This is a genomic window from Streptomyces sp. NPDC048171 (assembly GCF_043202655.1).
Classification (GTDB): Bacteria; Actinomycetota; Actinomycetes; order Streptomycetales; family Streptomycetaceae; genus Streptomyces.
Genome location: NZ_JBIDAU010000001.1, coordinates 748657 through 769902, shown reverse-complemented (window position 1 = coordinate 769902; position 21246 = coordinate 748657). Strand labels below are relative to the sequence as shown.

The 21246-nt window shown below is 70.6% G+C and carries 21 protein-coding genes; 9 read left to right on the top strand and 12 right to left on the bottom strand.

The genetic code is table 11. The annotated features are described in order from the left end of the window. Positions 1-34: 34 nt before the first annotated feature. Positions 35-1201 (bottom strand): HpcH/HpaI aldolase/citrate lyase family protein, encoded by a 1167-nt coding sequence (locus tag ACGF3J_RS03365; RefSeq protein WP_161327231.1) that lies wholly within the window; start codon positions 1199-1201, stop codon positions 35-37. Positions 1202-1408: 207 nt separating this feature from the next. Here ACGF3J_RS03365 and ACGF3J_RS03360 point away from each other — a divergent pair, with 207 nt between their 5' ends. Next, positions 1409-2371 (top strand): TerD family protein, encoded by a 963-nt coding sequence (locus ACGF3J_RS03360; RefSeq protein ID WP_161327230.1) that lies wholly within the window; start codon positions 1409-1411, stop codon positions 2369-2371. 40 nt (positions 2372-2411) lie between these two features. Here the strand turns inward: ACGF3J_RS03360 and ACGF3J_RS03355 are convergent, their stop codons facing one another. From ACGF3J_RS03355 to ACGF3J_RS03330, 6 genes are all read right to left on the bottom strand, one after another. Then, positions 2412-3149, bottom strand: coding sequence for a Tellurium resistance (locus ACGF3J_RS03355; protein WP_161327229.1), 738 nt, complete (start codon positions 3147-3149; stop codon positions 2412-2414). Positions 3150-3301: 152 nt separating this feature from the next. Next, complete coding sequence (locus ACGF3J_RS03350) at positions 3302-4441, bottom strand: DUF475 domain-containing protein (RefSeq protein WP_393853433.1); 1140 nt, start codon at positions 4439-4441, stop codon at positions 3302-3304. Between the two features lie 76 nt (positions 4442-4517). Beyond that, entirely contained in the window at positions 4518-5093 is a 576-nt protein-coding gene (locus ACGF3J_RS03345) for a TerD family protein (protein ID WP_161325844.1), read from the bottom strand. Between the two features lie 112 nt (positions 5094-5205). Further along, positions 5206-5781: a calcium homeostasis/redox stress adaptation protein gene (locus ACGF3J_RS03340; protein ID WP_161325843.1), complete on the bottom strand. Its 576-nt coding sequence runs from the start codon at positions 5779-5781 to the stop codon at positions 5206-5208. 139 nt (positions 5782-5920) lie between these two features. Beyond that, positions 5921-6379 (bottom strand): peroxiredoxin, encoded by a 459-nt coding sequence (locus ACGF3J_RS03335; protein WP_161325842.1) that lies wholly within the window; start codon positions 6377-6379, stop codon positions 5921-5923. A gap of 124 nt (positions 6380-6503) precedes the next feature. Beyond that, positions 6504-6941, bottom strand: coding sequence for a DUF3052 domain-containing protein (locus ACGF3J_RS03330; RefSeq protein WP_166661640.1), 438 nt, complete (start codon positions 6939-6941; stop codon positions 6504-6506). 386 nt (positions 6942-7327) lie between these two features. Between ACGF3J_RS03330 and aceE the strand changes: the two genes are divergently transcribed. Continuing rightward, complete coding sequence (aceE, locus tag ACGF3J_RS03325) at positions 7328-10075, top strand: pyruvate dehydrogenase (acetyl-transferring), homodimeric type (protein WP_161325841.1); 2748 nt, start codon at positions 7328-7330, stop codon at positions 10073-10075. A gap of 90 nt (positions 10076-10165) precedes the next feature. Here the strand turns inward: aceE and ACGF3J_RS03320 are convergent, their stop codons facing one another. After that, entirely contained in the window at positions 10166-10474 is a 309-nt protein-coding gene (locus tag ACGF3J_RS03320) for a small hydrophobic protein (protein WP_161325840.1), read from the bottom strand. A 207-nt stretch (positions 10475-10681) separates the two neighbouring features. Next, positions 10682-12292 carry an MFS transporter gene (locus tag ACGF3J_RS03315; RefSeq protein WP_161325839.1) on the bottom strand — a complete coding sequence of 537 codons (1611 nt, stop codon included), beginning with the start codon at positions 12290-12292 and terminating at the stop codon, positions 10682-10684. Between the two features lie 126 nt (positions 12293-12418). On the opposite strand from ACGF3J_RS03315, the gene ACGF3J_RS03310 reads away from it, so the two are divergent. The 3 genes from ACGF3J_RS03310 to ACGF3J_RS03300 all read left to right on the top strand — a co-directional run bounded on the left by ACGF3J_RS03310 (position 12419) and on the right by ACGF3J_RS03300 (position 15292). Further along, positions 12419-13090: a TetR family transcriptional regulator gene (locus ACGF3J_RS03310; RefSeq protein ID WP_202557336.1), complete on the top strand. Its 672-nt coding sequence runs from the start codon at positions 12419-12421 to the stop codon at positions 13088-13090. A 54-nt stretch (positions 13091-13144) separates the two neighbouring features. Continuing rightward, on the top strand, positions 13145-14362 hold the full coding sequence (locus ACGF3J_RS03305; protein ID WP_161325838.1) for an alpha/beta hydrolase: 1218 nt from the start codon (positions 13145-13147) through the stop codon (positions 14360-14362). Positions 14363-14428: 66 nt separating this feature from the next. Continuing rightward, positions 14429-15292: a DUF4429 domain-containing protein gene (locus ACGF3J_RS03300; protein WP_161325836.1), complete on the top strand. Its 864-nt coding sequence runs from the start codon at positions 14429-14431 to the stop codon at positions 15290-15292. 108 nt (positions 15293-15400) lie between these two features. On the opposite strand, the gene ACGF3J_RS03295 is transcribed toward ACGF3J_RS03300, so the two are convergent. Further along, complete coding sequence (locus tag ACGF3J_RS03295) at positions 15401-16417, bottom strand: aldo/keto reductase (RefSeq protein WP_161325834.1); 1017 nt, start codon at positions 16415-16417, stop codon at positions 15401-15403. Beyond that, complete coding sequence (locus ACGF3J_RS03290) at positions 16414-16899, bottom strand: MerR family transcriptional regulator (RefSeq protein ID WP_161325832.1); 486 nt, start codon at positions 16897-16899, stop codon at positions 16414-16416. Before ACGF3J_RS03290 ends, ACGF3J_RS03295 begins: the two co-directional genes overlap by 4 nt. A 105-nt stretch (positions 16900-17004) precedes the next feature. Between ACGF3J_RS03290 and ACGF3J_RS03285 the strand changes: the two genes are divergently transcribed. Continuing rightward, the gene (locus ACGF3J_RS03285; protein ID WP_161325830.1) at positions 17005-17475 is read left to right on the top strand and encodes a GNAT family N-acetyltransferase; all 471 of its coding nucleotides are present in this window, start codon (positions 17005-17007) and stop codon (positions 17473-17475) included. Between the two features lie 19 nt (positions 17476-17494). Then, complete coding sequence (locus ACGF3J_RS03280; RefSeq protein ID WP_122620317.1) at positions 17495-18310, top strand: serine hydrolase; 816 nt, start codon at positions 17495-17497, stop codon at positions 18308-18310. Here the strand turns inward: ACGF3J_RS03280 and ACGF3J_RS03275 are convergent. Then, positions 18307-18960, bottom strand: coding sequence for a pirin family protein (locus ACGF3J_RS03275; protein WP_161325828.1), 654 nt, complete (start codon positions 18958-18960; stop codon positions 18307-18309). The genes ACGF3J_RS03280 and ACGF3J_RS03275 overlap by 4 nt on opposite strands. Positions 18961-19018: 58 nt before the next feature. Here ACGF3J_RS03275 and fasR point away from each other — a divergent pair, with 58 nt between their 5' ends. Next, a complete protein-coding gene (fasR, locus tag ACGF3J_RS03270; RefSeq protein WP_161325826.1) occupies positions 19019-20224 on the top strand; it encodes a fatty acid biosynthesis transcriptional regulator FasR in 1206 nt (401 codons plus the stop codon). A gap of 89 nt (positions 20225-20313) precedes the next feature. Beyond that, positions 20314-21243 carry an ACP S-malonyltransferase gene (locus ACGF3J_RS03265; RefSeq protein ID WP_161325824.1) on the top strand — a complete coding sequence of 310 codons (930 nt, stop codon included), beginning with the start codon at positions 20314-20316 and terminating at the stop codon, positions 21241-21243. Positions 21244-21246: the final 3 nt, after the last annotated feature.

The window sequence follows — 21246 nt, the reverse complement described above, 5'->3', positions numbered from 1 at the left end:
TCTGGGCCCTTGCGTCGGTCGTGGATCGTTGCGGTCAGTCGGACAGTCCGGCGGCGAGCAGTTCCACGAAGCCGATGTCCTCGTTCGCCACCCCGAAGACCTCGGCGCGCAGCAGGGTCCGCTCGGCCCAGGCGCGGTGGGGCTTCACCTCGTTCATCTTGTTCGTGTAGGCGGACCTCATCACACCCCCGCCGCAGCGTTCCGGCCGCAGGATGTCCTGGGCGTCGCTGAACTCCTCGTGGCTGACGACGGACAGCGCGTGGACGGGGAGCACGTGCGAGGGGTGGATGCAGGTCTTGCCCAGCAGGCCGTTGGCGCGGTCCAGGGAGATCTCCCGCAGCAGGCCGTCCATGGAGTGCTCGATCAGTTTCTGGCGCAGTCCGACGGCCTGGCCCTCCAGGAAGGGGCTCTGCCTCAGCTGCGGTTTGAACATCCTCTCCGGGACGCGGAAGTACTCCCACACGGGCCCGGTCACGGTGAAGCCGGTGCCGTCGGCGCGGGCGAGCATGTTCACCACGTCGGCGATCACGGAGGCGACGATCTGGACGTCGTACGCCGTCATGTCGGGGCCGCGGCGCAGCCCGTAGGAGGAGCAGAAGTCGGTCACACCGAGCCGCAGGGCGAGCACGCGGTCGCGGTACTTGTCGACCGCGCGGAAGATCCCCTCCAGCGTCTGCACCCGGGACTCCCGGTACAGCAGGTCAGGGGATTCCAGGACCGGCATGGCGAAGAGCCTGCGGCCACTGGCGGCCTCCGCGGCGGCGAGTGCCTCCAGGAAGGGCACGCCGCGTTCCTCGGTGAACTTCGGCAGCACGAATCCGGACAGCAGCCGCACGGCAGGGCCGAGGCGGCGCACGAGGTCGGGTATCTGCTCGGGGGTGCGGACCCGGACGAACAGGAGGGGGACATCGGCGTCGGAACGTTTCGCCAGATCATTGAGGTGACGGACGAGATTGGCCTCACCGACCGGTACGTCGGCGTCGTCGATCGAGTCCTCCAGGCACAGCACCATCGACACCACACCGCGCGCGCCCTGCTTGAGGACGTCCTCGGCGAGGTTCGGCCGGGTGGCGGGGCTGTAGAGCGTGGCGCCCAGGGCCGCGGAGAGCAGCCGGGCCGGAGAGTCGGCCGAGAAGGCGCAGGGCTCCTGGTGGAACAGACGCTTCCGCACTTCAGGGGCAATCTGTCCGAAATGACGCATTTAAACTCCCCCGCAGTGTCTGGGCAACCTGTGAATCGTCGAAAGGTGGCCGGTAATAGTACGTACGTATCCATGTCGGAGGTTCCCACCGGGCATGAATTCCAGGTAACCCGGCCATGTCTTCGATGGCCACCCGGGAGGGCGGACACGGGCCGAGTACCCGCCCCCGCGTTGTCGTGACCAGGACCGAGAGGGCAGGATGACCGCATGACGCACGCGATGCTGAAGGGATCGAACGTCCCGCTGCAAGCCACCACGGTACGCGCCGTGCTGCGCTGGACACCCGGGTCCGGAGCCCCCGACATCGACGCCTCCGCGTTGCTGCTGGGTCCGGACGGCCGCGTGCGCTCCGACGAGGACTTCGTCTTCTACAACCAGCCCCGGCATCCCTCCGGCCAGGTCTGGCGGCTCGGCAAGAAGCGGGTCGCCGAGGGCCTGACCGACACGATCCAGACAGACCTCTCCCGGGTCGAGCCCTCGGTCGGGCGGATCCTGCTGGTGGCGTCCGCGGACGGGGTCGCCTTCGACCGTGTGCGGTCCCTGCGCATCCTGGTGCACGACGCCGCCTCGGCCGACGCGGAACCGCTGGCGTACTTCGACGTGAAGCCGGAGACGGGCCAGGAGACGGCGCTGATCTGCGGCGAGCTGTACCGGCGCGGGGAGGGCTGGAAGTTCCGGGCACTGGGCGAGGGGTACTCCAACGGGCTCAAGGGCCTGGCGACCGACTTCGGCATCTCGGTGGACGAGTCGGAGGGCGCGGAGGACCCCCTGTCGGCCCCTCGCTCCGAGCCGACGTTCCCGCCCGCGCAGCCCGGCCCCGCGCAGACCCCCGCCGCCACGGCCGCCCAGACCGCGCCCGCGCAGCCCGTGGTCGGTCCCGAGCAGCCGACGACCGTCCAGCCCCTCCCGGGGGCCTCGCGGCCGCTGCCGCCGGAGCAGCCCGCGGGCGTCCCGGCACAGCCCGCGTACGGCTTTCCGCAGCAGCCGCCGGCCACCCAGCCCGCCTACGGTTACCCGCAGCCGGCCGGAGCGCCGGGGTACGGATATCCGCAGGCCCCGGCCGCGGCCGCCGACGCGCAGTCCGGCTACGGCTACCCGCAGCCGGTCACCGCGGCGCCCGACCCGGATTTCCGGATGCCGCCGCAGGGACCGCAGTTCGTCGGGCGCTAGCCCACCGACGACCCGACGACACGGCCGTGAAGGGCGGACCCTAGCGGTCCGCCTTGCTCTTGTGGCCGCGGCCCCACTGCAGGCCCCAGCCGTAGAGCCGGTCCAGTTCGCCCTGGAAGCCGTACACGAACTTCACCTCGCGGCGGACGAAGATCTCGCCCTTGATGTTCTCGATCATCACCACGGCGCAGGAGCGGGCCTGGGGATGGCGTTCGTCGAGGCCTATCTCGATGCGGGGGCCGTTGCTCGGGTAGAGCGTGACGATGGCGTGCGTCCGGTCGAATGCCGGGGTCTGGTCGTAGATGTAGGCGAAGAGCAGGAGGCGCTTGATGGCGTCCTTGTGGTCGAGGTTGACGTATATCGTCTCGCCGGACGCCGAGCCGAAGCGGTCGTCGCCGCTGAGCTTGACGTAGGGCGGGGCGTTGACGTCGCCCAGGAAGCCGCCGAGCGGCTGGACGACTCCGCGGGTGCCGTCCATGAGTTCGTAGAGGCAGCCGAGATCGAGGTCCACGTTGACCATGCTCTGGCTGTGGCCGACGACCTCGGGCGGCTTGAGCGCCTTGAAGGGGTGCCGCAGCAGGCTCTCCCGCTGGGCGCCCATGATGTCCGACGTGCGCATGCGCCAGGCCAGGTTGACGCGCAGGTGGCCGGTGGCCGCGCCCTGCTTGGTCAGGGAGACCTGGCTGTGCCGTTTGGTCAGCTGGATGGAGTTGGTCGCCGCGCTGCCCGAGTCGAACTCGGACTCGCGGCCGCGCCACAGTCCGTCCAAGAAGCCCATTACCGCCCCCACCTTGTTTCGACCGCCGACGGGGCGGCCCCGAGGAGTCGTCCTCGTCGGCCGCCCCGCTCAGAGCGTTCCTCGTCCGGGCCGGGTTCACACCAGTGGTGCGGGCGCACCGGGGGCGAACCCGGCCCGGGGACGGAGCGGTTTCACACCCCGGAGGAGACCTCCGCCTTCTCCTGATCGCCGCCGCCTGCCGCCGCGATCGCGCGGTTGCGGCGCACCGAGGACCAGAAGGAGGCGCCGATCAGGACCACGCCGATGAGGCCGGTGATGATCTCGTTGATCTCGTACTGGATGGTCACCAGCAGGATGACGGCCAGGGCGCCGATGGCGTAGTGGGCGCCGTGCTCCAGGTAGACGTAGTCGTCGAGGGTGCCCTGGCGGACCAGGTAGACGGTCAGCGACCGGACGTACATGGCGCCGATGCCGAGGCCGAGGGCCATCAGGACGATGTCGTTGGTGATGGCGAAGGCGCCGATGACGCCGTCGAAGGAGAACGACGCGTCCAGGACCTCCAGGTAGAGGAACATGAAGAACGCGGCCTTGCCGGCCAGCTTGACGGCCGACTTGGGCTTGCCCTCGCGCTCGGCCTTCTCCTCGGCCTCGTGCTCCCGCTCCTCCTCCTCTTCGAGCTTCTCCTCGAAGAAGCTGGAGAGGCCGCCCACGACGAGGTAGGTGATCAGACCCGCGATGCCGGAGAGCAGGACCGTCTCCGCCTTGTCGGCGTGGGTGCCGCCGTGCTGGTGGGCGTGGGCGCCGAAGGTGATCGCGGAGACCAGCAGCACGACCAGGGCGATGCAGACCGACAGCATGTCGACCTTGCCGAGCTTGGCCAGCGGGCGCTCCAGCCAGCCCAGCCACTTGATGTCCCGGTCCTCGAAGATGAAGTCGAGGAAGATCATCAGGAGGAACATGCCACCGAAGGCGGCGATCGACGGATGGGCGTCCGTCACCAGCTCCTGGTAGCGGTCCTTGTCGGTCAGGGCGAGGTCGACGGCCTCGATCGGGCCGAGGGACGCGCTCACCGCGACGATGACGACCGGGAAGATCAGGCGCATGCCGAAGACGGCGATCAGGATGCCGATGGTGAGGAAGATCTTCTGCCAGAAGGCATTCATCTTCTTCAGGATCCCGGCGTTGACCACCGCGTTGTCGAAGGACAGCGAGATCTCCAGGACGGACAGGATCGCCACGACGCCGAAGGCGGTCCACCCCCCGTAGAAGACCGCGGCCACCAGGCCGAGCGCGGTGACCGCGAACGACCACCCGAAGGTTTTCAGAACCACTGGCTACCCAATCGTGTGTTGGGGGTCCCTCCCAGACGAAGTCTGGGGGAGGGGCTCCCCCGCGCCGTACGCGGCTTTACGAAACGTTGACTCCGAAGTCTAGAGCGATGCCGCGGAGCCCCGACGCGTACCCCTGCCCCACCGCGCGGAACTTCCATTCGCCCTGGTAGCGATAGAGCTCGCCGAAGATCATCGCGGTCTCCGTGGAGGCGTCCTCGCTGAGGTCGTAGCGGGCGAGTTCCTGACCGTCGGCCTGGTTGACGACCCGGATGAAGGCGTTGCTGACCTGGCCGAAGGCCTGGCCGCGCTCGTCGGCCTGGTGGATCGAGACCGGGAAGACGATCTTGTCGCAGTGGGCCGGCACCGCGGAGAGGTCGACCAGGATCGACTCGTCGTCGCCGTCGCCCTCGCCGGTGAGATTGTCGCCGGTGTGCTCGACCGAGCCGTCCGGGCTCTTGAGCTGGTTGTAGAACACGAACCACTCGTCGCCGAGCACCCGGCCGCTGCCGCACACGAGGGCGCTGGCGTCGAGGTCGAAGGGTGCTCCGGTGGTGGAACGCGCGTCCCAGCCGAGTCCGACCAGAACCTGAGTGAGGTTCGGTGCGGCCTTGGACAGGGAGACGTTGCCGCCCTTGGCAAGCGTGACGCCCATGGTGATGGTCCCTCCCCGGGTGATGATTCCTGGAGTTCCTGCGCGTCCGGCGCCGCACGTAAACCGTGCGGCGCCGGACGATCGAGGCGGGTGCCCCGGTGGTTCTGGTCGCTCAGACGTTCACGCCGAAGTCCTGGGCGATGCCGCGCAGGCCCGAGGCGTAGCCCTGGCCGATGGCGCGGAACTTCCACTCCGCGCCGTGCCGGTACAGCTCGCCGAAGACCATCGCGGTCTCCGTGGAGGCGTCCTCCGACAGGTCGTAGCGGGCGATCTCGGCGCCGCCGGCCTGGTTGACGACGCGGATGAACGCGTTGCGCACCTGGCCGAAGGACTGCTGGCGGTTCTCGGCGTCGTAGATGGACACCGGGAAGGTGATCTTCTCGACGTCGGCCGGGACGGTGGCCAGGTCGATCTTGATCTGCTCGTCGTCGCCCTCGCCCTCACCGGTGAGGTTGTCACCGGTGTGCTCGACGGACCCGTCCGGGCTCTTGAGGTTGTTGAAGAAGACGAAGTGCGCGTCACTGGCGACCTTGCCGCCGCTGTTCAGCAGCATCGCGCTGGCGTCGAGGTCGAAGTCGGTGCCGGTCGTGGTGCGGATGTCCCACCCCAGACCGACGATGACCGCGGTCAGGCCCGGGGCCTCCTTGGTCAGCGATACGTTGCCGCCCTTGCTGAGGCTGACTCCCACGAGTCCTCCATTGGTGTCCGGGGGCGGGGTGCCCCGTAGTGCGTGGATATCGGATCAACGATTCGATCCTAGTGACGGGTTCCCGCCCCCCGCAGGCCCTGCGGCCGACAAATCGCGGTGTCGGGTCACGGGTGCCGGGTCACAGGGTGTCGAGCGCCTTCACGTACTCGTTCAGGTCACGGGCGTCCGGCAGACCGTTGACGACGGTCCAGCGCACGACGCCCTCCCGGTCGATGATGAAGGTGCCGCGGACGGCGCAGCCCTTGTCCTCGTCGAAGACGCCGTAGGAGCGCGAGACGTTGCCGTGCGGCCAGAAGTCGGACAGCAGCGGGTACTCCAGGCCCTCCTGCTCGGCGAAGACGCGCAGGGTGTGGATGGAGTCGTTGGAGACGGCGAGCACCTGGGTGTCGCGGTCGGAGAACTGCGGCAGGTTGTCGCGCACCTCGCAGAGCTCGCCGGTGCACACGCCGGTGAAGGCGAACGGGTAGAAGAGCAGCACCACGTTCTTCTGGCCGCGGAAGTCGGACAGCCGGACGGTCGCGCCGTGGTTGTCCTTGAGCTCGAAGTCGGGGGCCTTGTCGCCGACCTGGATCGCCATGTCCTGTTCGTCCCTTCCGGAGGTGTTCGCTGGAAACACCCTACGCAGGGATCATCGCGAACCCGCGGACGGGCCGACCGAGGCCGGCCCGTCCGGAGTCCGGGATCGTGCGGAGGCCGTGGGGCTACCGCTTGGACTTGGCGGCCTTGGGCGTCGCCAGCCGGCTGCCGCTCCAGTCCTTGCCTACGCTGACGCTCTTGGACGCCGTCAGTCCGGCGGTCGTCGCGGCTTCCGAGATGTCGCTGGCCTCGACGTATCCATCACGGCCGGTCTTCGGCGTGAGAAGGAGGATCGACCCGCCCTCTTCGATGTACGTGGTGGCATCCACCAGCGCATCCGTCAGGTCGCCGTCGTCGTCACGGAACCACAGCACGACGGCGTCGGCCACGTCCTCGTAGTCCTCGTCCACCAGCTCGCCCTCGACGGCGCCCTCAATGGCCTCGCGGAGCTCCTGGTCGACGTCGTCGTCGTAGCCGATCTCCTGGACCACCTGCCCGGGCTGGAACCCCAGCCTGGCGGCAGGGTTCGTCCGCTCCTCCGCGTGGTCCGCGGTCGCGCTCACGGGTTGCCTCCTGATCATGTTTCGGTAGATGTCTTCGGCCTCGCGCGTGCGCGAAGCTTGGCCGTAGTCCACACGGGCGGGACCGATCGCGCAAGTACCCGGCGTCTGGGACCGCCGAAACGGTGACGATCCCGGCCGTGTCGCCGCAACTCCAGCCATGCCGTCCAGACCAAAGGTGACGTACACCACACCTATCTGCCCCGTTTGCGTATTTGGGAACCATGCGTGGGTACGAGACTCGAATGAACGTGCCCCCGATCCCCGCGAAGGAACCGGTTACCCCACGGTACAGATGACGATTGCCCCCGTGAGGTACACGATGGGGAACCGGCGGGTAATCGGCGCAGACACCCGGCCAAGTAGCCCTCTGAGAGCGAAGGAACAGCGTGGCTTCCGCATCCGATCGCAATCCGATCATCATTGGCGGCCTTCCGAGTCAGGTTCCTGACTTCGACCCCGAGGAAACCCAGGAGTGGCTCGACTCCCTCGACGCCGCCGTCGACGAGCGCGGCCGGGAGCGGGCCCGCTTCCTGATGCTGCGACTGATCGAGCGCGCCCGCGAGAAGCGCGTGGCCGTGCCCGAGATGCGCAGCACGGACTACGTCAACACCATCCCGACCAAGAGCGAGCCGTTCTTCCCCGGCAACGAGGAGATCGAGCGCAAGATCCTCAACGCCACCCGCTGGAACGCCGCGGTGATGGTCTCCCGCGCGCAGCGGCCCGGTATCGGCGTCGGCGGCCACATCGCGACGTTCGCCTCCTCGGCCTCCCTGTACGACGTGGGCTTCAACCACTTCTTCCGTGGCAAGGAGGACGGCGACGGCGGTGACCAGGTCTTCTTCCAGGGGCACGCCTCGCCGGGCATCTACGCCCGCGCGTTCCTGCTGGACCGGCTCAGCGAGCAGCACCTGGACGGGTTCCGGCAAGAGAAGTCGGCGGCGCCGCACGCCCTGTCGTCGTATCCGCACCCGCGGTCGATGCCGGACTTCTGGGAGTTCCCGACCGTCTCGATGGGCCTCGGCCCGATCGGCGCGATCTACCAGGCGCGGATGAACCGCTACATGCACGCGCGTGGGATCGCGGACACCTCGCGTTCGCACGTGTGGGCGTACCTCGGCGACGGCGAGATGGACGAGCCGGAGTCGCTGGGCCAGCTCTCCATCGCCGCCCGCGAGGGCCTGGACAACCTGACCTTCGTGGTCAACTGCAACCTCCAGCGCCTGGACGGCCCGGTGCGCGGCAACGGCAAGATCATCCAGGAGCTGGAGTCGGTCTTCCGCGGCGCCGGCTGGAACGTGATCAAGCTGGTGTGGGACCGCACCTGGGACCCGCTGCTCGCCCAGGACCGCGACGGCGTGCTGGTCAACCGGATGAACACCACGCCGGACGGGCAGTTCCAGACGTACGCCACCGAGTCCGGTGCGTACATCCGCGACCACTTCTTCGGCGACGACCACCGGCTGCGCGCGATGGTCGAGAACATGACCGACGACCAGATCCTGCACCTGGGGCGCGGCGGGCACGACCACCGGAAGATCTACGCGGCCTACAAGGCGGCGCTGGAGCACAAGGGCCAGCCGACGGTCATCCTGGCCAAGACGATCAAGGGCTGGACGCTCGGCCCGAACTTCGAGGGCCGCAACGCCACCCACCAGATGAAGAAGCTGACGGTCGACGACCTGAAGCGCTTCCGCGACCGGCTGCACCTGCCGATCTCCGACCAGGAGCTGGAGTCCGGCCCGCCGCCGTACTACCACCCGGGCCGGGACACGGAGGAGATGCAGTACATGCACGACCGTCGGCTCGGTCTGGGCGGGTACGTCCCGACACGCGTCGTGCGGTCGAAGCCGCTCGCCCTGCCGGAGGACAAGACGTACGCGACCGTGAAGAAGGGGTCGGGCCAGCAGTCCATCGCGACGACGATGGCCTTTGTGCGGCTACTGAAGGACCTCATGCGGGACAAGGAGATCGGCAAGCGGTTCGTGCTGATCGCGCCGGACGAGTACCGCACCTTCGGGATGGACTCGTTCTTCCCGAGTGCGAAGATCTACAACCCGCTCGGGCAGCAGTACGAGTCCGTGGACCGGGATCTGCTGCTCGCCTACAAGGAGGCGCCGACCGGGCAGATGCTGCACGACGGCATCTCGGAGGCGGGCTGCACGGCCTCGCTGATCGCGGCGGGTTCGGCGTACGCGACACACGGCGAACCGCTCATCCCGGTCTACGTCTTCTACTCGATGTTCGGTTTCCAGCGCACCGGCGACCAGTTCTGGCAGATGGGCGACCAGCTGTCGCGCGGTTTCGTACTGGGCGCGACCGCGGGACGCACGACGCTGACCGGTGAGGGACTCCAGCACGCGGACGGCCACTCGCAGCTGCTGGCCTCGACCAACCCGGCGTGCGTGGCGTACGACCCGGCGTTCGGCTTCGAGATCGCGCACATCGTCAAGGACGGCCTGCGCCGGATGTACGGCGGGGACGAACAGCACCCGCACGGCGAGGACGTCTTCTACTACCTCACGGTCTACAACGAGCCGATCCAGCACCCGGCCGAACCGGAGGGCGTGGACGTCGAGGGCATCCTCAAGGGCGTCTACCGCTTCAGCGAGGGCACGGACGGCTCGATCCCGGCGCAGATCATGGCCTCCGGGGTCGCGGTGCCGTGGGCTGTCCAGGCCCAGCGGATCCTCGCCGAGGAGTGGAACGTACGCGCCGACGTCTGGTCGGCGACCTCCTGGAACGAGCTGCGGCGCGAGGCGGTGGCGTGCGAGGAGCACAATCTGCTGCACCCCGAGGAGGAGCAGCAGGTGCCCTGGGTGACCCGGAAGCTGGCGGGTGCGCAGGGGCCGTTCGTGGCCGTGTCCGACTGGATGCGGTCGGTGCCGGACCAGATCGCCCGGTGGGTGCCGGGGACGTACCAGTCGCTGGGCGCGGACGGGTGGGGCTTCGCCGACACGCGCGGGGCCGCACGGCGGTTCTTCCACATCGACGCGGAGTCGATCGTGGTGGCCGTGCTGAGCGAGCTGGCCCGGGAGGGGAAGGTCGACCGGTCGGTGCTGAAGCAGGCGATCGACCGGTACCGGCTGCTCGACGTCGCCGCGGCCGACCCGGGGGTGGCCGGCGGGGACGCGTGACCCGAACGCGGACGAGCGCACGATGAGGGGCGCCCCGGCCGGATGGCCGGGGCGCCCCTCATCACTCCTGCGCCGTGGGTGCGCGGCCCGTCAGAACATGCCGTTGTTCATGCCCGCCGAACCGGCGAGCCAGACGATCGCCAGCAGCGTGTCGATCGCGCCCAGCACGAAGGCGACCACCGCGGGCACCGGGCGGGAGCCCGACCAGCTGCGTCCCATGGCGAGCCAGCCGCAGGCCATCGCGGCGGGGCCCAGGACGATGCCCAGCTGGAAGAAGCCCGCCACCGCGCACACGACTCCGATGATCCCGAGCGTCGCACGGTCCGGCCCGCTCCGTGCGCCTGTCCGGCCACGTGAACGGGGGTACCCGCGCGATCCCTGTCCGAAGCTCGCCATCATCAACTCCCTCGATTCCTCGTGGAGTTCGGGTACCCCCGTACGGCGCCTTATGCCCGCCGCGCGCGCTGCCCCCCTCCAGCAGCGCGCCGCGGCATGCCGTCCTCCATGTCCTGCGGAGGACTTGACCCACTGTGACCTGCGCGGCCCGCCGGAGGCGAGGGTTCGCCGGTCCCGTCACCCTGATGGGCGAACGGGGCCGACGGCCCGTCAGATGTGCCCCATGCCGGCGCCGCCGTCCGCGTTCACCCCGCGCTTGGTGAGGAAGGCGACCCCCACGGCCACGACCGCGACGCCGGCGGCCACCAGCGAGGCCAGGCTCATGCCGTCGATGAAGGTGTTGTGGGCGACGTCGGCGATCTTCGCGGCGATCTGCTCCGGGGTGCCCGGGGCCACCGGCGGGACGCCGACCTGGACCGCCTCGGAGGCCTGATGGGCCTGTTCCGGCGTCAGTTCGGGAAGCCCCGCGTCCGCCCAGTTGCCCGCCAGGTCGCTGTCGACCTTGGAGGCCATGACCGCGCCGAGGACCGCGGTGCCGAGGCTGCCGCCGATCTGCATCGCCGCCTGCTGGAGGCCGCCGGCCACACCGGACAGCTCCATCGGCGCGTTGCCGACGATGACCTCGGTGGCGCCGACCATGACGGGCGCGAGGCCGAGGCCCAGCAGGGCGAACCAGATCGACATGACGGTGCTGCCGGTGTCCGTCTCCAGTGTGGAGATGCCGTACATGGCGATCGCGGTGCAGGCCATGCCGCCGGCCAGCGGGATGCGCGGACCGACCTTGGTGATCATCGCACCGGCCAGCGGCGAGGCGACGATCATCATGGCGGTCAGCGGCAGCAGGTGGAGACCGGCGTCGACCGGGCTCATGCCGTGCACGTTCTGCAGGTAGAAGGTGACGAAGAACAGGCCGCCCATGAAGGCGATGGCCATCAGGACCATCAGGACCACACCGGCCGACAGCGGCACCGAGCGGAACATCGCCAGCGGGATCAGCGGCTCCTTCACCTTGGTCTCCCACAGGGAGAACAGGACGAAGCCCACCACCGAACCGCCGATGTACAGCCAGGTCTCGCCGGAACCCCATCCCCACTCGGGAGCCTTGATGAGTGCCCAGACGAGGGCGAACATCGAGGCCGACAGCAGCGCGATGCCGAGGAGATCGAAGGAGCGCGGCGCGTTCTCGGCCCGGTGGTCCAGCAGGATCATGACGCCGAGGACGACGGCGACGATGCCCACCGGCACGTTGATGAAGAACACGGACTGCCAGTTGACGTGCTCGACCAGCACGCCGCCGAGGATCGGGCCGCCCGCGGTGGAGGCGCCGATCACCATGCCCCAGATGCCGATGGCCATGTTGAGCTTCTCGGCCGGGAAGGTGGCCCGGAGCAGGCCGAGCGCGGCCGGCATCAGCAGGGCGCCGAACAGGCCCTGGAAGACACGGAAGACGATGACCGCGGCGATGCTGCCGGACAGTCCGATCGCTCCCGAGGAGGCGGCGAAGCCCGCCACGCCTATGAGGAAGGTCTGCCGGTGCCCGAAGCGGTCACCGAGCTTGCCCGCGGTGATCAGGGCGACCGCGAGGGCGAGGAAGTAGGCGTTGGTGATCCACTGGACGTCGGCGAGGCTGGCGTCCAGGTCGTCCTGGATGGCCGGGTTGGCGATCGCCACGATGGTGCCGTCCAGGGCCACCATCATGACCCCGACCGCGACGGTGACGAGGGTGACCCACGGATGGCCGCGCAGCCCCTTGGCGGGCGCGGAACCCGACGGGACGCCGTCCCCCGGTCCGGTCTTGTCGATGGTGGTCTGACTAGTCATACGGTGAGGCTAATGACAGCCACTGACAGTTGACAAACCAATTCACGTGTCAGTAACTGACATGTCATCTGCGTATAGCCTGAACTGCGGAAACAGACCGCGGCACCCTGGTTGAGGAGCGAACTTTTGGGCCTGCGCGAACTCAAGAAGCAGCGCACCCGGGACCTCCTGCTGCGCTCCGCCCTCGAGCTGTTCACCGAGCGCGGGTACGAGGAGACGACCGTCGACGACATCGCCGACGCGGCCGACGTCTCGCAGCGCACCTTCTTCCGCTACTTCGCCTCCAAGGAGGACGCGGCGTTCTTCGTGTCGCGGCTCGCGGAGTCGCACTTCGTCGACGCCGTGCGCGCGCGCCCGCCCGGGGAGGCACCGCTGGACGCGCTGCGCCTCGCCCTCGTGGAGAGCTGGAGCACCATCGGCGAGGCCGTGGAGCGGGTGATCCCGATGGAGCTGCACCTGCGCTTCTACCGGGTGATCGAGTCGACGCCCGCGCTCCTCGCCGCGCATCTGCGGCGCGCGACGGAGCTGGAGGAGGAGATCGCCCGCCTCGTCGCCGACCGCGAGGGCCTGGACGTGGACGAGGATCCGCGGCCGCGGGTGGTCGTGGCCGTCTTCGGGGCGGTGATGCGGGTGACCGAACGGATCTGGTCGGCCCGGGACGACGCCGGTCTCGCGGCGCTGCGCGACCTGACGGCCTCCTATCTGGACCAGGTGGCACCGGCGCTCACCGGCGACTGGCGGGAGCGCCCGCTCGCCGAGCGTGCCGGGGCAACCCCGCACCGCAGCAGCGAAACGTGATCCGTGTCACTGGATTCACGCGAGACCGTCCCGTTCTCCTAGTGTGTCCTCCCAGTGACTTCCTTCGACACCTCCCCGCAGCTGAACGTCTGGCGCGCACTGCTCGCCCTGGCCGTGGTGTTCGTGATGCTGGCGACCACCGGCTGGACCGCTCTGCGCAACCAGCGGGGCCCCACGGCGCTCGAGGCGTCCGTCTCGGCCTGGGAGCACGGCCGGATCGGCGGACGCCCGCTGCCCGACGCGCACACGGCACCCACGCGGCTCGCCCGCTTCTTCGCCTCACTCGGCGAATGGCAGCGCGAGAGCCTGGCCCGCCGCTATCCGCTGGCCGTCGGCAACATGAACGGCGCCCCCGTCCAACTGCGCTACCTCGCCAACCGGACGGCGCTCGAGAAGGCGCGGTCGGTGGAGCGCGCGCGCGTGCACGACAAACGCCTGTCCCTGTCCGGCCAGCGCGAGGCCGCGAAGCGCATGAACCACTACGACTCGCTGCTCGCACCGGGCCGGCACATCCTCGCCTTCGACCCGGCGGGCGCGGGCAAGGTCGCCGAGGTGTTCGGGAACCTCGACCGCGCTGAACGCGTGTCCGTGGTGGTGCCGGGTGTCGACACCGAGCTGGTCACCTTCGAGCGCACCGCACGCAAGTACTCGGCACCCGTCGGCATGGCCGAGTCGCTGTACGAGGCCGAGCGCGCCGCGAGCCCCGACACGCGGACGGCCGTGATCGCGTGGGCCGACTACACCACCCCCAGCGGCCTTGGCATGGAGGCGGCCACGGCGACCCGCGCCGAGCAGGGCGCCCTCCGGCTGAACGGACTGCTGCGGGCGCTGCCCGGCCGGGCCCCGGTCTCGCTGTTCTGCCACAGCTACGGCTCGGTGGTGTGCGGCCTCGCCGCCGACACGCTGCCCCTGCGGGTGACCGACATAGCGGTGGCCGGCAGCCCCGGCATGCGCGCCGACAACGCCTCCCACCTGCACACCTCCGCCCGCGTATGGGCGATGCGCGACACCGACGACTGGATCGGCGACGTGCCCTACCTGGAGGTCGGCGGGCTCGGACACGGCGCCGACCCGGTCTCCGCCGCGTTCGGGGCGCGGGTGCTGTCGGCGCGCGGTGCACAGGGACACAGCGGCTACTTCGTGCCGGGCACGGAGAGCCTGCGCAACTTCGCGGAGATCGGCGTTGGCGCATACCGCACGGTCGCCTGTGCGGGAGAAGGTGACACATGCCGGGCGGGTTTGTCCGCGGCGACGGCGGCCGGACGCGCGTAGAGGCGGATAAATTCCGGTTTGCACGGGGAGGGGACGGAGAGGCTCGTGCCGCATACGATGAGCCGCATGGGTGACGTACTGGCCGGATTTCATGCCGCCTGGGAGTTCGAGTCCGACTCCGTGCTCATCCGCTACGAACGGGGGATTCGAACACCCAAGCTCTTTCAGGCCCTGGGGGAACGCCGGGTGCCCCTGGAGGCCATCGCCGGCGTGACGCTCACGCCGGGCCGGCGCGGCAGCGTCGTGCTGCGCCTCGAGCCGCGCGCGGGCGCCGATCCGCTGATCGAGGCGGCGGCAGGACAGCTGAAGGAGGGCTGCGACCCGTACCGGCTGGTGCTGCCCGCCGAGCGGGAGACGCTGGCGGAGTACTACGCCGACGAGCTGCGCGGACTGCTGAGCGGCTCCGGAGCGTCCGAACCGGCGGACCGGTACCTGGTGGCCGCGCCCGACGCGCCGCTGAACTTCAAGGCGTACGACGGGAAGGCGTCCTTCGACGGGAAGGCGGTGTCCTTCCGCTGGTCCTGGACCGGCGCGTCCTCGGCGAAGTGGAAGGCCGGCGACCAGAGCTTCCCGGTCGCCGACCTGGGCGGGGTGGAGTGGCGGTCCCCCGAGGTGTTCGAGGGGTATCTGCGGCTGCTGCCGCGCGACGCCGCGGGGGCCGCTCCGCAGGCCGACCAGGACCCGGCGTCCGTCGTGTTCGGGCTCGGGTACGGGCCCGTGCACGAGTCGCTGCCGTTCGCCGCGGCGGTGTTGGCGGCGGTGCGGGAGCGGGGCGCCGGCGCCCCTGTTCCGGTTCCGGTGCCGGCGCCCCGGCGGGATCCCGCGGACATCGCCGAGCGGATCCGGCATCTCGGGGAGTTGCATCAGCAGGGGCTGGTGACGGACGAGGAGTTCTCCTCGAAGAAGGCGGAGTTGCTGGCGGAGCTGTGAGGCGTCTGCCGGGTTCGGTTCGTCGCAGGGTGCGGGTCGTGGACGGCTGGTCGCGCAGTTCCCCGCGCCCCTGGGGGGTGCGCTCACCGGCGCCCGGAGAGCGGCCGCCTATTCGCGGCCCGCCGACGTGAACGTCATGTCCGCGTAGCGGTCGCCCGACACCTTCTCCGCGATCGGCTCCAGGGACGACAGCTCGTCCTGGGTCAGGACGATCCTCGTCGCCGCCGTGTTCTCCGCCACCCGCGTCGGCTTCCGGGTGCCCGGGATCGGGACGACCGGCAGGCCGTGCGCCTGGGCGCGCTGCTGGGTCCAGGCCAGGGCGATCTGGCCGAGGGTGGCGTCGTGGGCCTTGGCGATGGTGCGGACCGGGTCGAGGAGGGCCGCGTTGGCCGCCGCGTTGTCGCCGGTGAAGCGGGGCTGCCGGCGGCGGAAGTCGTCGGCGGTGAGGTCCTGGTCGGCGTTGGCGAAGGAGCCCGTGAGGAAGCCCCGGCCGAGCGGCGAGTACGGGACGAGGGCCACGCCCAGTTCGCGGGCGGCCGGCACCACGCCCGCCTCGATGTCGCGGCTGAACAGCGACCACTCCGACTGCACGGCGGCGATCGGATGCACCGCCCGCGCGGCCCGCAGCTCGTCGCCCGTCACCTCGCTCAGGCCCAGGTGCTTGACCTTGCCCTCGCGGACCAGGTCGGCCATGACGGCGACGGTCTCCTCGATCGGCACGTTCACGTCGCGCCGGTGCATGTAGTAGAGGTCGATCACGTCGACGCCCAGGCGGTCCAGGCTCGCCTCGACCGACCGGCGGATGTACGGCGGGTCGTTGCGGATGATCCGCTTCGCCGGGTCGTCCGGCGGGATCGACAGGGCGAACTTGGTCGCGATCACGATCTCGTCGCGGTGCGCCGCGAAGAACGGCGCCAGGAAGCGCTCGTTGTCGCCGGCGCCGTACGCGTCGGCCGTGTCGTACAGCGTGACGCCCAGCTCGAGCGCCCGCTCCAGGGTGGCCCGCGACGCGTCGGCGTCCGACGGGCCGTATCCGAAGCTCATGCCCATGCAGCCGAGGCCCTGGACGCCCACCTCCGGGCCGTCGTCGCCGAGCCGCGTCGTGGGGATCCTGCCGTCCGTCATCGGGTCCTCTCCCCTTCACGGGAACGTCCGGCGTCCCCGTAGAAGCTGATCTTCCGGTCGAGCACGGCGAGGGTGTCCTGGAGTTCGGTGATCCGCGTCAGTACGTCGCGGCGCGTCGACTCGAGGAGTTCCCGCCGCTCCAGGTAGGTGCTCTCGCCCTCGCGCACCAGCTCCGCGTACCTGACCATGTCGGCGACCGGCATGCCGGTCATGCGCAGCTTGCCGACGAAGGCGAGCCAGTCCAGGTCGCGGTTGCTGTAGCGGCGCTGGCCGGTGTGCGAGCGGTCGATGTGGGACATCAGACCGATCCGCTCGTACCAGCGCAGGGTGTGTGCCGTCAGCCCGGTGAAGGCGACGACCTCGCTGATGGTGTAGCGGTCCTCTCCGTCGGGGCGCGGGGGGCGCGGGGGCGGAGCGGAGCAGATGTCAGTGCTGGTGGCGTTCGGCGCGATCGGCTCGGCCGTGGTCTGCATCACCGTCATGCCCTCCACGCTATGACCTTGGAGTGCACTCCAGGCAAGCGGCGGCGTCGGGAGGGGGAGGAAAACCGCGGGACACGTGGCGGGCGGGGTCACTAGCGTGCGGGCATGAGTCCCGTACGCCGTGCCGCCGCCGAGGACGCGGAGGAAGTGCTCCGTCTGCGCCAGGTGATGATCGACGCGATGCACTCCGCGTCGCCCACCGACTGGCAGGCCCGTTCCCTGCCCGCCCTGCGGTCCCGGCTGGCCGACCCGGACGGGGAGTTCGCGGCGTTCGTCGTCGACCACCCGGAGCGGCCCGGCACGCTGGCGGCGCTGGTGGTGGGGACCCTGGAGTACCGGATCGGCGGACCGGGCCGGCCGCCCGGCGGACTGATCGGTTACGTGTTCAGCGTCGCGACCGCCCCGGACGCCCGGCGTCGCGGCTACGCGCGTGCGTGCATGGACGAGCTGCTGGACTGGTTCCGCGAACGGGGCGCGGGCCACGTCATGCTCACCGCGTCCGAGGACGCCGAGCCCCTGTACGCGTCGATGGGCTTCACGCGGGACACCACCCCCTCGATGAGGCTGCACCTCTGAGCCGCTTAGGCTCGGTGGCATGTCCTTGAAGAGCCTCGCGTTGATCGAGAACTGGCCGGTCCCCACCGCCGCGGCGGGCGTCGTCCGGGCCGACGGTACGACCCTGGGCACCCACGGCCCGGTCGCGCACCGCTTCCCCCTCGCCTCGGTCACCAAGCCGCTCGCGGCCTACGCGGCGCTGGTGGCGTACGAGGAGGGCGCGATCGAGCTGGACGAGGCCGCGGGCCCGGCCGGGTCGACCGTCCGGCACCTGCTCGCGCACACCTCGGGGCTGGCCTTCGACGAGCACCGGGTGACCGCCCCGCCCGGCGAGCGCCGGCTCTACTCCAACGCCGGCTTCGAGCAGCTCGGCGACCACATCGCGAAGGCGGCGGACATGCCGTTCGCCGAGTACGCGCGGCAGGCGGTGCTCGAGCCGCTGGGCATGACGTCCACGGCCCTGGACGGCTCCCCGGCGAAGGACGGCGTCTCCACCGTCGAGGACCTGCTGCGGTTCGCCGCCGAGGTGCAGGCACCGCGGCTCCTCGACCCGCGCACGGTCGCCGAGGCGATGACGGTGCAGTACCCGGGCACGAAGGGCGTGCTGCCGGGCTACGGCCATCAGAACCCCAACGACTGGGGCCTCGGCTTCGAGATCCGGGACGGGAAGTCCCCCCACTGGACGGGCGCCTCGTCCTCCCCGCGCACCTTCGGCCACTTCGGCCAGTCGGGCACCTTCCTGTGGATCGACCCGGACGCCGGCCTCGCCTGCGTCGCCCTGGCCGACCGCGCCTTCGGCCCCTGGGCGGCCGAGGCGTGGCCGCCCTTCACGGACGCGGTGCTCGCCGAGGTCTAGGCCATCTCCCACAGGAGCAGTTCGGCCGCCGTCGCCGCCACCGCGTCCATCCCCTCGGCGTCCGTGATCCGGGCCGCGTCCCCCGGCCCCAGCACCTGGCCGCTCAGCGTCACCTCGCCCCGCACCACGTGGACGTACACGTACGCCCCGTCAGGCACCGCCGTCCGCTCCCCCGCCACCAGGCGGCGTACGTGGAGCATGGCGGCGGCCTCGGGGACCGCGTACGGGGTGGAGTCGGCGATGCCGCGGACGATCTCGTAGGCGGGGTCGCCGCCGGGGTCGCGGGGGGCCAGCCACATCTGGACGAAGGTCAGGGGGACCCCGGCGTCGTTGCGTTCGACGTGGCGGACGCCGCCCGCGGAGCTGAGGCGCTGCACGTCCCCGGCGCGGACGACCGTCTCGTGGCCCGCGGAGTCCCGGTGGGTCAGCTCGCCCTCGACCACCCACGTGACGATCTCCGTGTGGCTGTGCGGGTGCTCGTCGAAGCCCGCGCCGGGCGCGAGGCGCTCCTCGTTGCAGGCGATCAGAGCCCCGAAGCGGAGGTTGCCGGGGTCGTAGTGGGGGCCGAAGGAGAAGGCGTGGCGGGAGGCGATGCCCGCCGCCTCGTCACCCCCGGGATAGCGCTCGTCGGCGCGCCGTACGTCCGTCACGACGTCCACGGTAGACCCGGCGGCGCGTGCTCCCGTCCTGATAAGGCAGTCTTGTCCCGTGCCCGAACCCGAAACCAGCAAGCCCGAGCCCGCGGCGCACGCCGTCCATTCGCACACCGCGACGCTGAAGCGGCTGGAGCAGTCCGCCGGATCGCTCGCCGCGCAGGCCATCGCGCGCATGGACGAGAGCCTGCCGTGGTACCGGGCGATGCCACCGGAGAACCGATCCTGGATCGGGCTGGTCGCCCAGGCCGGCATCGCCGCCTTCACCGAGTGGTTCCGGCGGCCGGACGCGCCCCAGGCCATCTCCACCGACGTGTTCGGCACCGCGCCGCGCGAGCTGACCCGCGCGATCACACTGCGGCAGACCGTGGAGATGGTGCGGACGACCATCGAGGTCATGGAGTCCGCCATCGACGAGGTCGCCGCGCCCGGCGACGAGTCGGTGCTGCGCGAGGCGCTGCTGGTGTACGCCCGGGAGATCGCCTTCGCGACCGCCCAGGTGTACGCGCAGGCCGCCGAGGCACGCGGTGCCTGGGACGCGCGGCTGGAGTCGCTGGTGGTCAACGCCGTGCTCAGCGGGGAGGCGGACGAGGGGGCGGTGTCCCGGGCCGCCGCCCTCGGCTGGAACTCGCCCGACCACGTCTGCGTCGTGCTCGGCACCGCGCCGGACGGCGACTCCGAGCTGACCGTCGAGGCCATCCGGCGCGCGGCCCGGCACGCCAAGCTCCAGGTGCTGACCGGGGTGCTCGGGGACCGGCTGGTGGTGATCGCCGGGGGCCGCGACGACCCGCTGGCGGTGGCCAAGTCACTGATCGGGCCGTTCGCTCAGGGGGCGGTCGTGGCCGGTCCCGTGGTGCCGGACCTGCTGGCGGCGACGCGGTCCGCGCACGCCGCCGCCGCCGGGCTCAAGGCCTGCGCCGCCTGGGAGGACGCCCCCCGCCCGGTGCTGGCGGACGATCTGCTGCCGGAGCGCGCGATCGCCTCCGACCCTGCGGCCCGTGAGCAGTTGGTGGAGGAGATCTACAGACCGCTGGAGGAGGCCGGGGCCGCGCTGCTGGAGACGCTCAGCGTCTATCTGGAGCAGGCGAGCAGCCTGGAGGGCGCTGCCCGGATGCTCTTCGTTCACCCGAACACCGTGCGCTACCGGCTCCGACGTGTGACTGACGTCACCGGATGGTCACCCTCTGATGTACGGTCTGCGTTCACACTGCGGATCGCGCTCATCCTGGGGCGTCTGGCCGATGGAGATCCGCAACTCTAAGCTTTTGTGGGGGGTCCACAAAACCCCCTGCTGTTCTTCGTCCTTGTCCCCACGGGCGGTCCCGGCCGTCCTCAAGAGAGAGTGTGAGAGTGCTCGTACTCGTCGCTCCCGGCCAGGGCGCCCAGACGCCCGGCTTCCTGACTGACTGGCTCGCCCTCCCCGGCGCCGCAGACCGCGTCGCCGCGTGGTCCGACGCCATTGGACTCGATCTCGCCCACTACGGCACCAAGGCCGACGCGGACGAGATCCGGGACACGGCCGTCGCCCAGCCGCTGCTGGTCGCCGCCGGCCTGCTGTCCGCCGCGGCACTCGGTGACATCGCTGAGATCGCGCCCGGCGCGGTCGCGGGCCACAGTGTCGGCGAGATCACCGCCGCCGCCTTCGCGGGCGTCCTCGACGACACCGCCGCGCTGACCCTCGTGCGCCGCCGGGGCCTGGCCATGGCCGAGGCCGCCGCGGTCACCGAGACCGGCATGTCGGCGCTGCTCGGCGGCGACCCCGAGGTGAGCGTCGCGCACCTGGAGAAGCTCGGCCTGACCCCGGCGAACGTGAACGGCGCCGGTCAGATCGTGGCCGCCGGCACCATGGAGCAGCTGGCCGCGCTGAACGAGGACAAGCCCGAGGGCGTGCGCAAGGTCGTCCCGCTGAAGGTGGCCGGCGCCTTCCACACGCGCCACATGGCGCCCGCGGTGGACAAGCTCGCCGAGGCCGCCTCCGCGCTCACGCCGGCCGACCCGAAGGTGACCTACGTGTCCAACAAGGACGGGCAGGCCGTCGCCACCGGCGCCGAGGTGCTGGACCGCCTGGTCGGGCAGGTCGCCAACCCGGTCCGCTGGGACCTGTGCATGGAGACGTTCGGCAAGCTGGGCGTCACCGCGATCGTCGAGGTGTGCCCGGGCGGCACGCTGACCGGTCTCGCCAAGCGCGCGCTGCCGGGCGTGAAGACGCTGGCCCTGAAGACCCCCGCCGATCTCGACGCGGCCCGCGAGCTCGTCGCCGACCACGCCCAGCAGGCCTGACAA

Bases quoted from the DNA above. Each gene is read 5' to 3' on its own strand.
- ACGF3J_RS03365 (WP_161327231.1), bottom strand. From the start codon at position 1,201: ATGCGTCATTTCGGACAGATTGCCCCTGAAGTGCGGAAGCGTCTGTTC.
- ACGF3J_RS03360 (WP_161327230.1), top strand. From the start codon at position 1,409: ATGACGCACGCGATGCTGAAGGGATCGAACGTCCCGCTGCAAGCCACC.
- ACGF3J_RS03355 (WP_161327229.1), bottom strand. From the start codon at position 3,149: ATGGGCTTCTTGGACGGACTGTGGCGCGGCCGCGAGTCCGAGTTCGAC.
- ACGF3J_RS03345 (WP_161325844.1), bottom strand. From the start codon at position 5,093: ATGGGCGTCACGCTTGCCAAGGGCGGCAACGTCTCCCTGTCCAAGGCC.
- ACGF3J_RS03335 (WP_161325842.1), bottom strand. From the start codon at position 6,379: ATGGCGATCCAGGTCGGCGACAAGGCCCCCGACTTCGAGCTCAAGGAC.
- ACGF3J_RS03320 (WP_161325840.1), bottom strand. From the start codon at position 10,474: ATGATGGCGAGCTTCGGACAGGGATCGCGCGGGTACCCCCGTTCACGT.
- ACGF3J_RS03315 (WP_161325839.1), bottom strand. From the start codon at position 12,292: ATGACTAGTCAGACCACCATCGACAAGACCGGACCGGGGGACGGCGTC.
- ACGF3J_RS03300 (WP_161325836.1), top strand. From the start codon at position 14,429: ATGGGTGACGTACTGGCCGGATTTCATGCCGCCTGGGAGTTCGAGTCC.
- ACGF3J_RS03295 (WP_161325834.1), bottom strand. From the start codon at position 16,417: ATGACGGACGGCAGGATCCCCACGACGCGGCTCGGCGACGACGGCCCG.
- ACGF3J_RS03290 (WP_161325832.1), bottom strand. From the start codon at position 16,899: ATGACGGTGATGCAGACCACGGCCGAGCCGATCGCGCCGAACGCCACC.
- ACGF3J_RS03285 (WP_161325830.1), top strand. From the start codon at position 17,005: ATGAGTCCCGTACGCCGTGCCGCCGCCGAGGACGCGGAGGAAGTGCTC.
- ACGF3J_RS03280 (WP_122620317.1), top strand. From the start codon at position 17,495: ATGTCCTTGAAGAGCCTCGCGTTGATCGAGAACTGGCCGGTCCCCACC.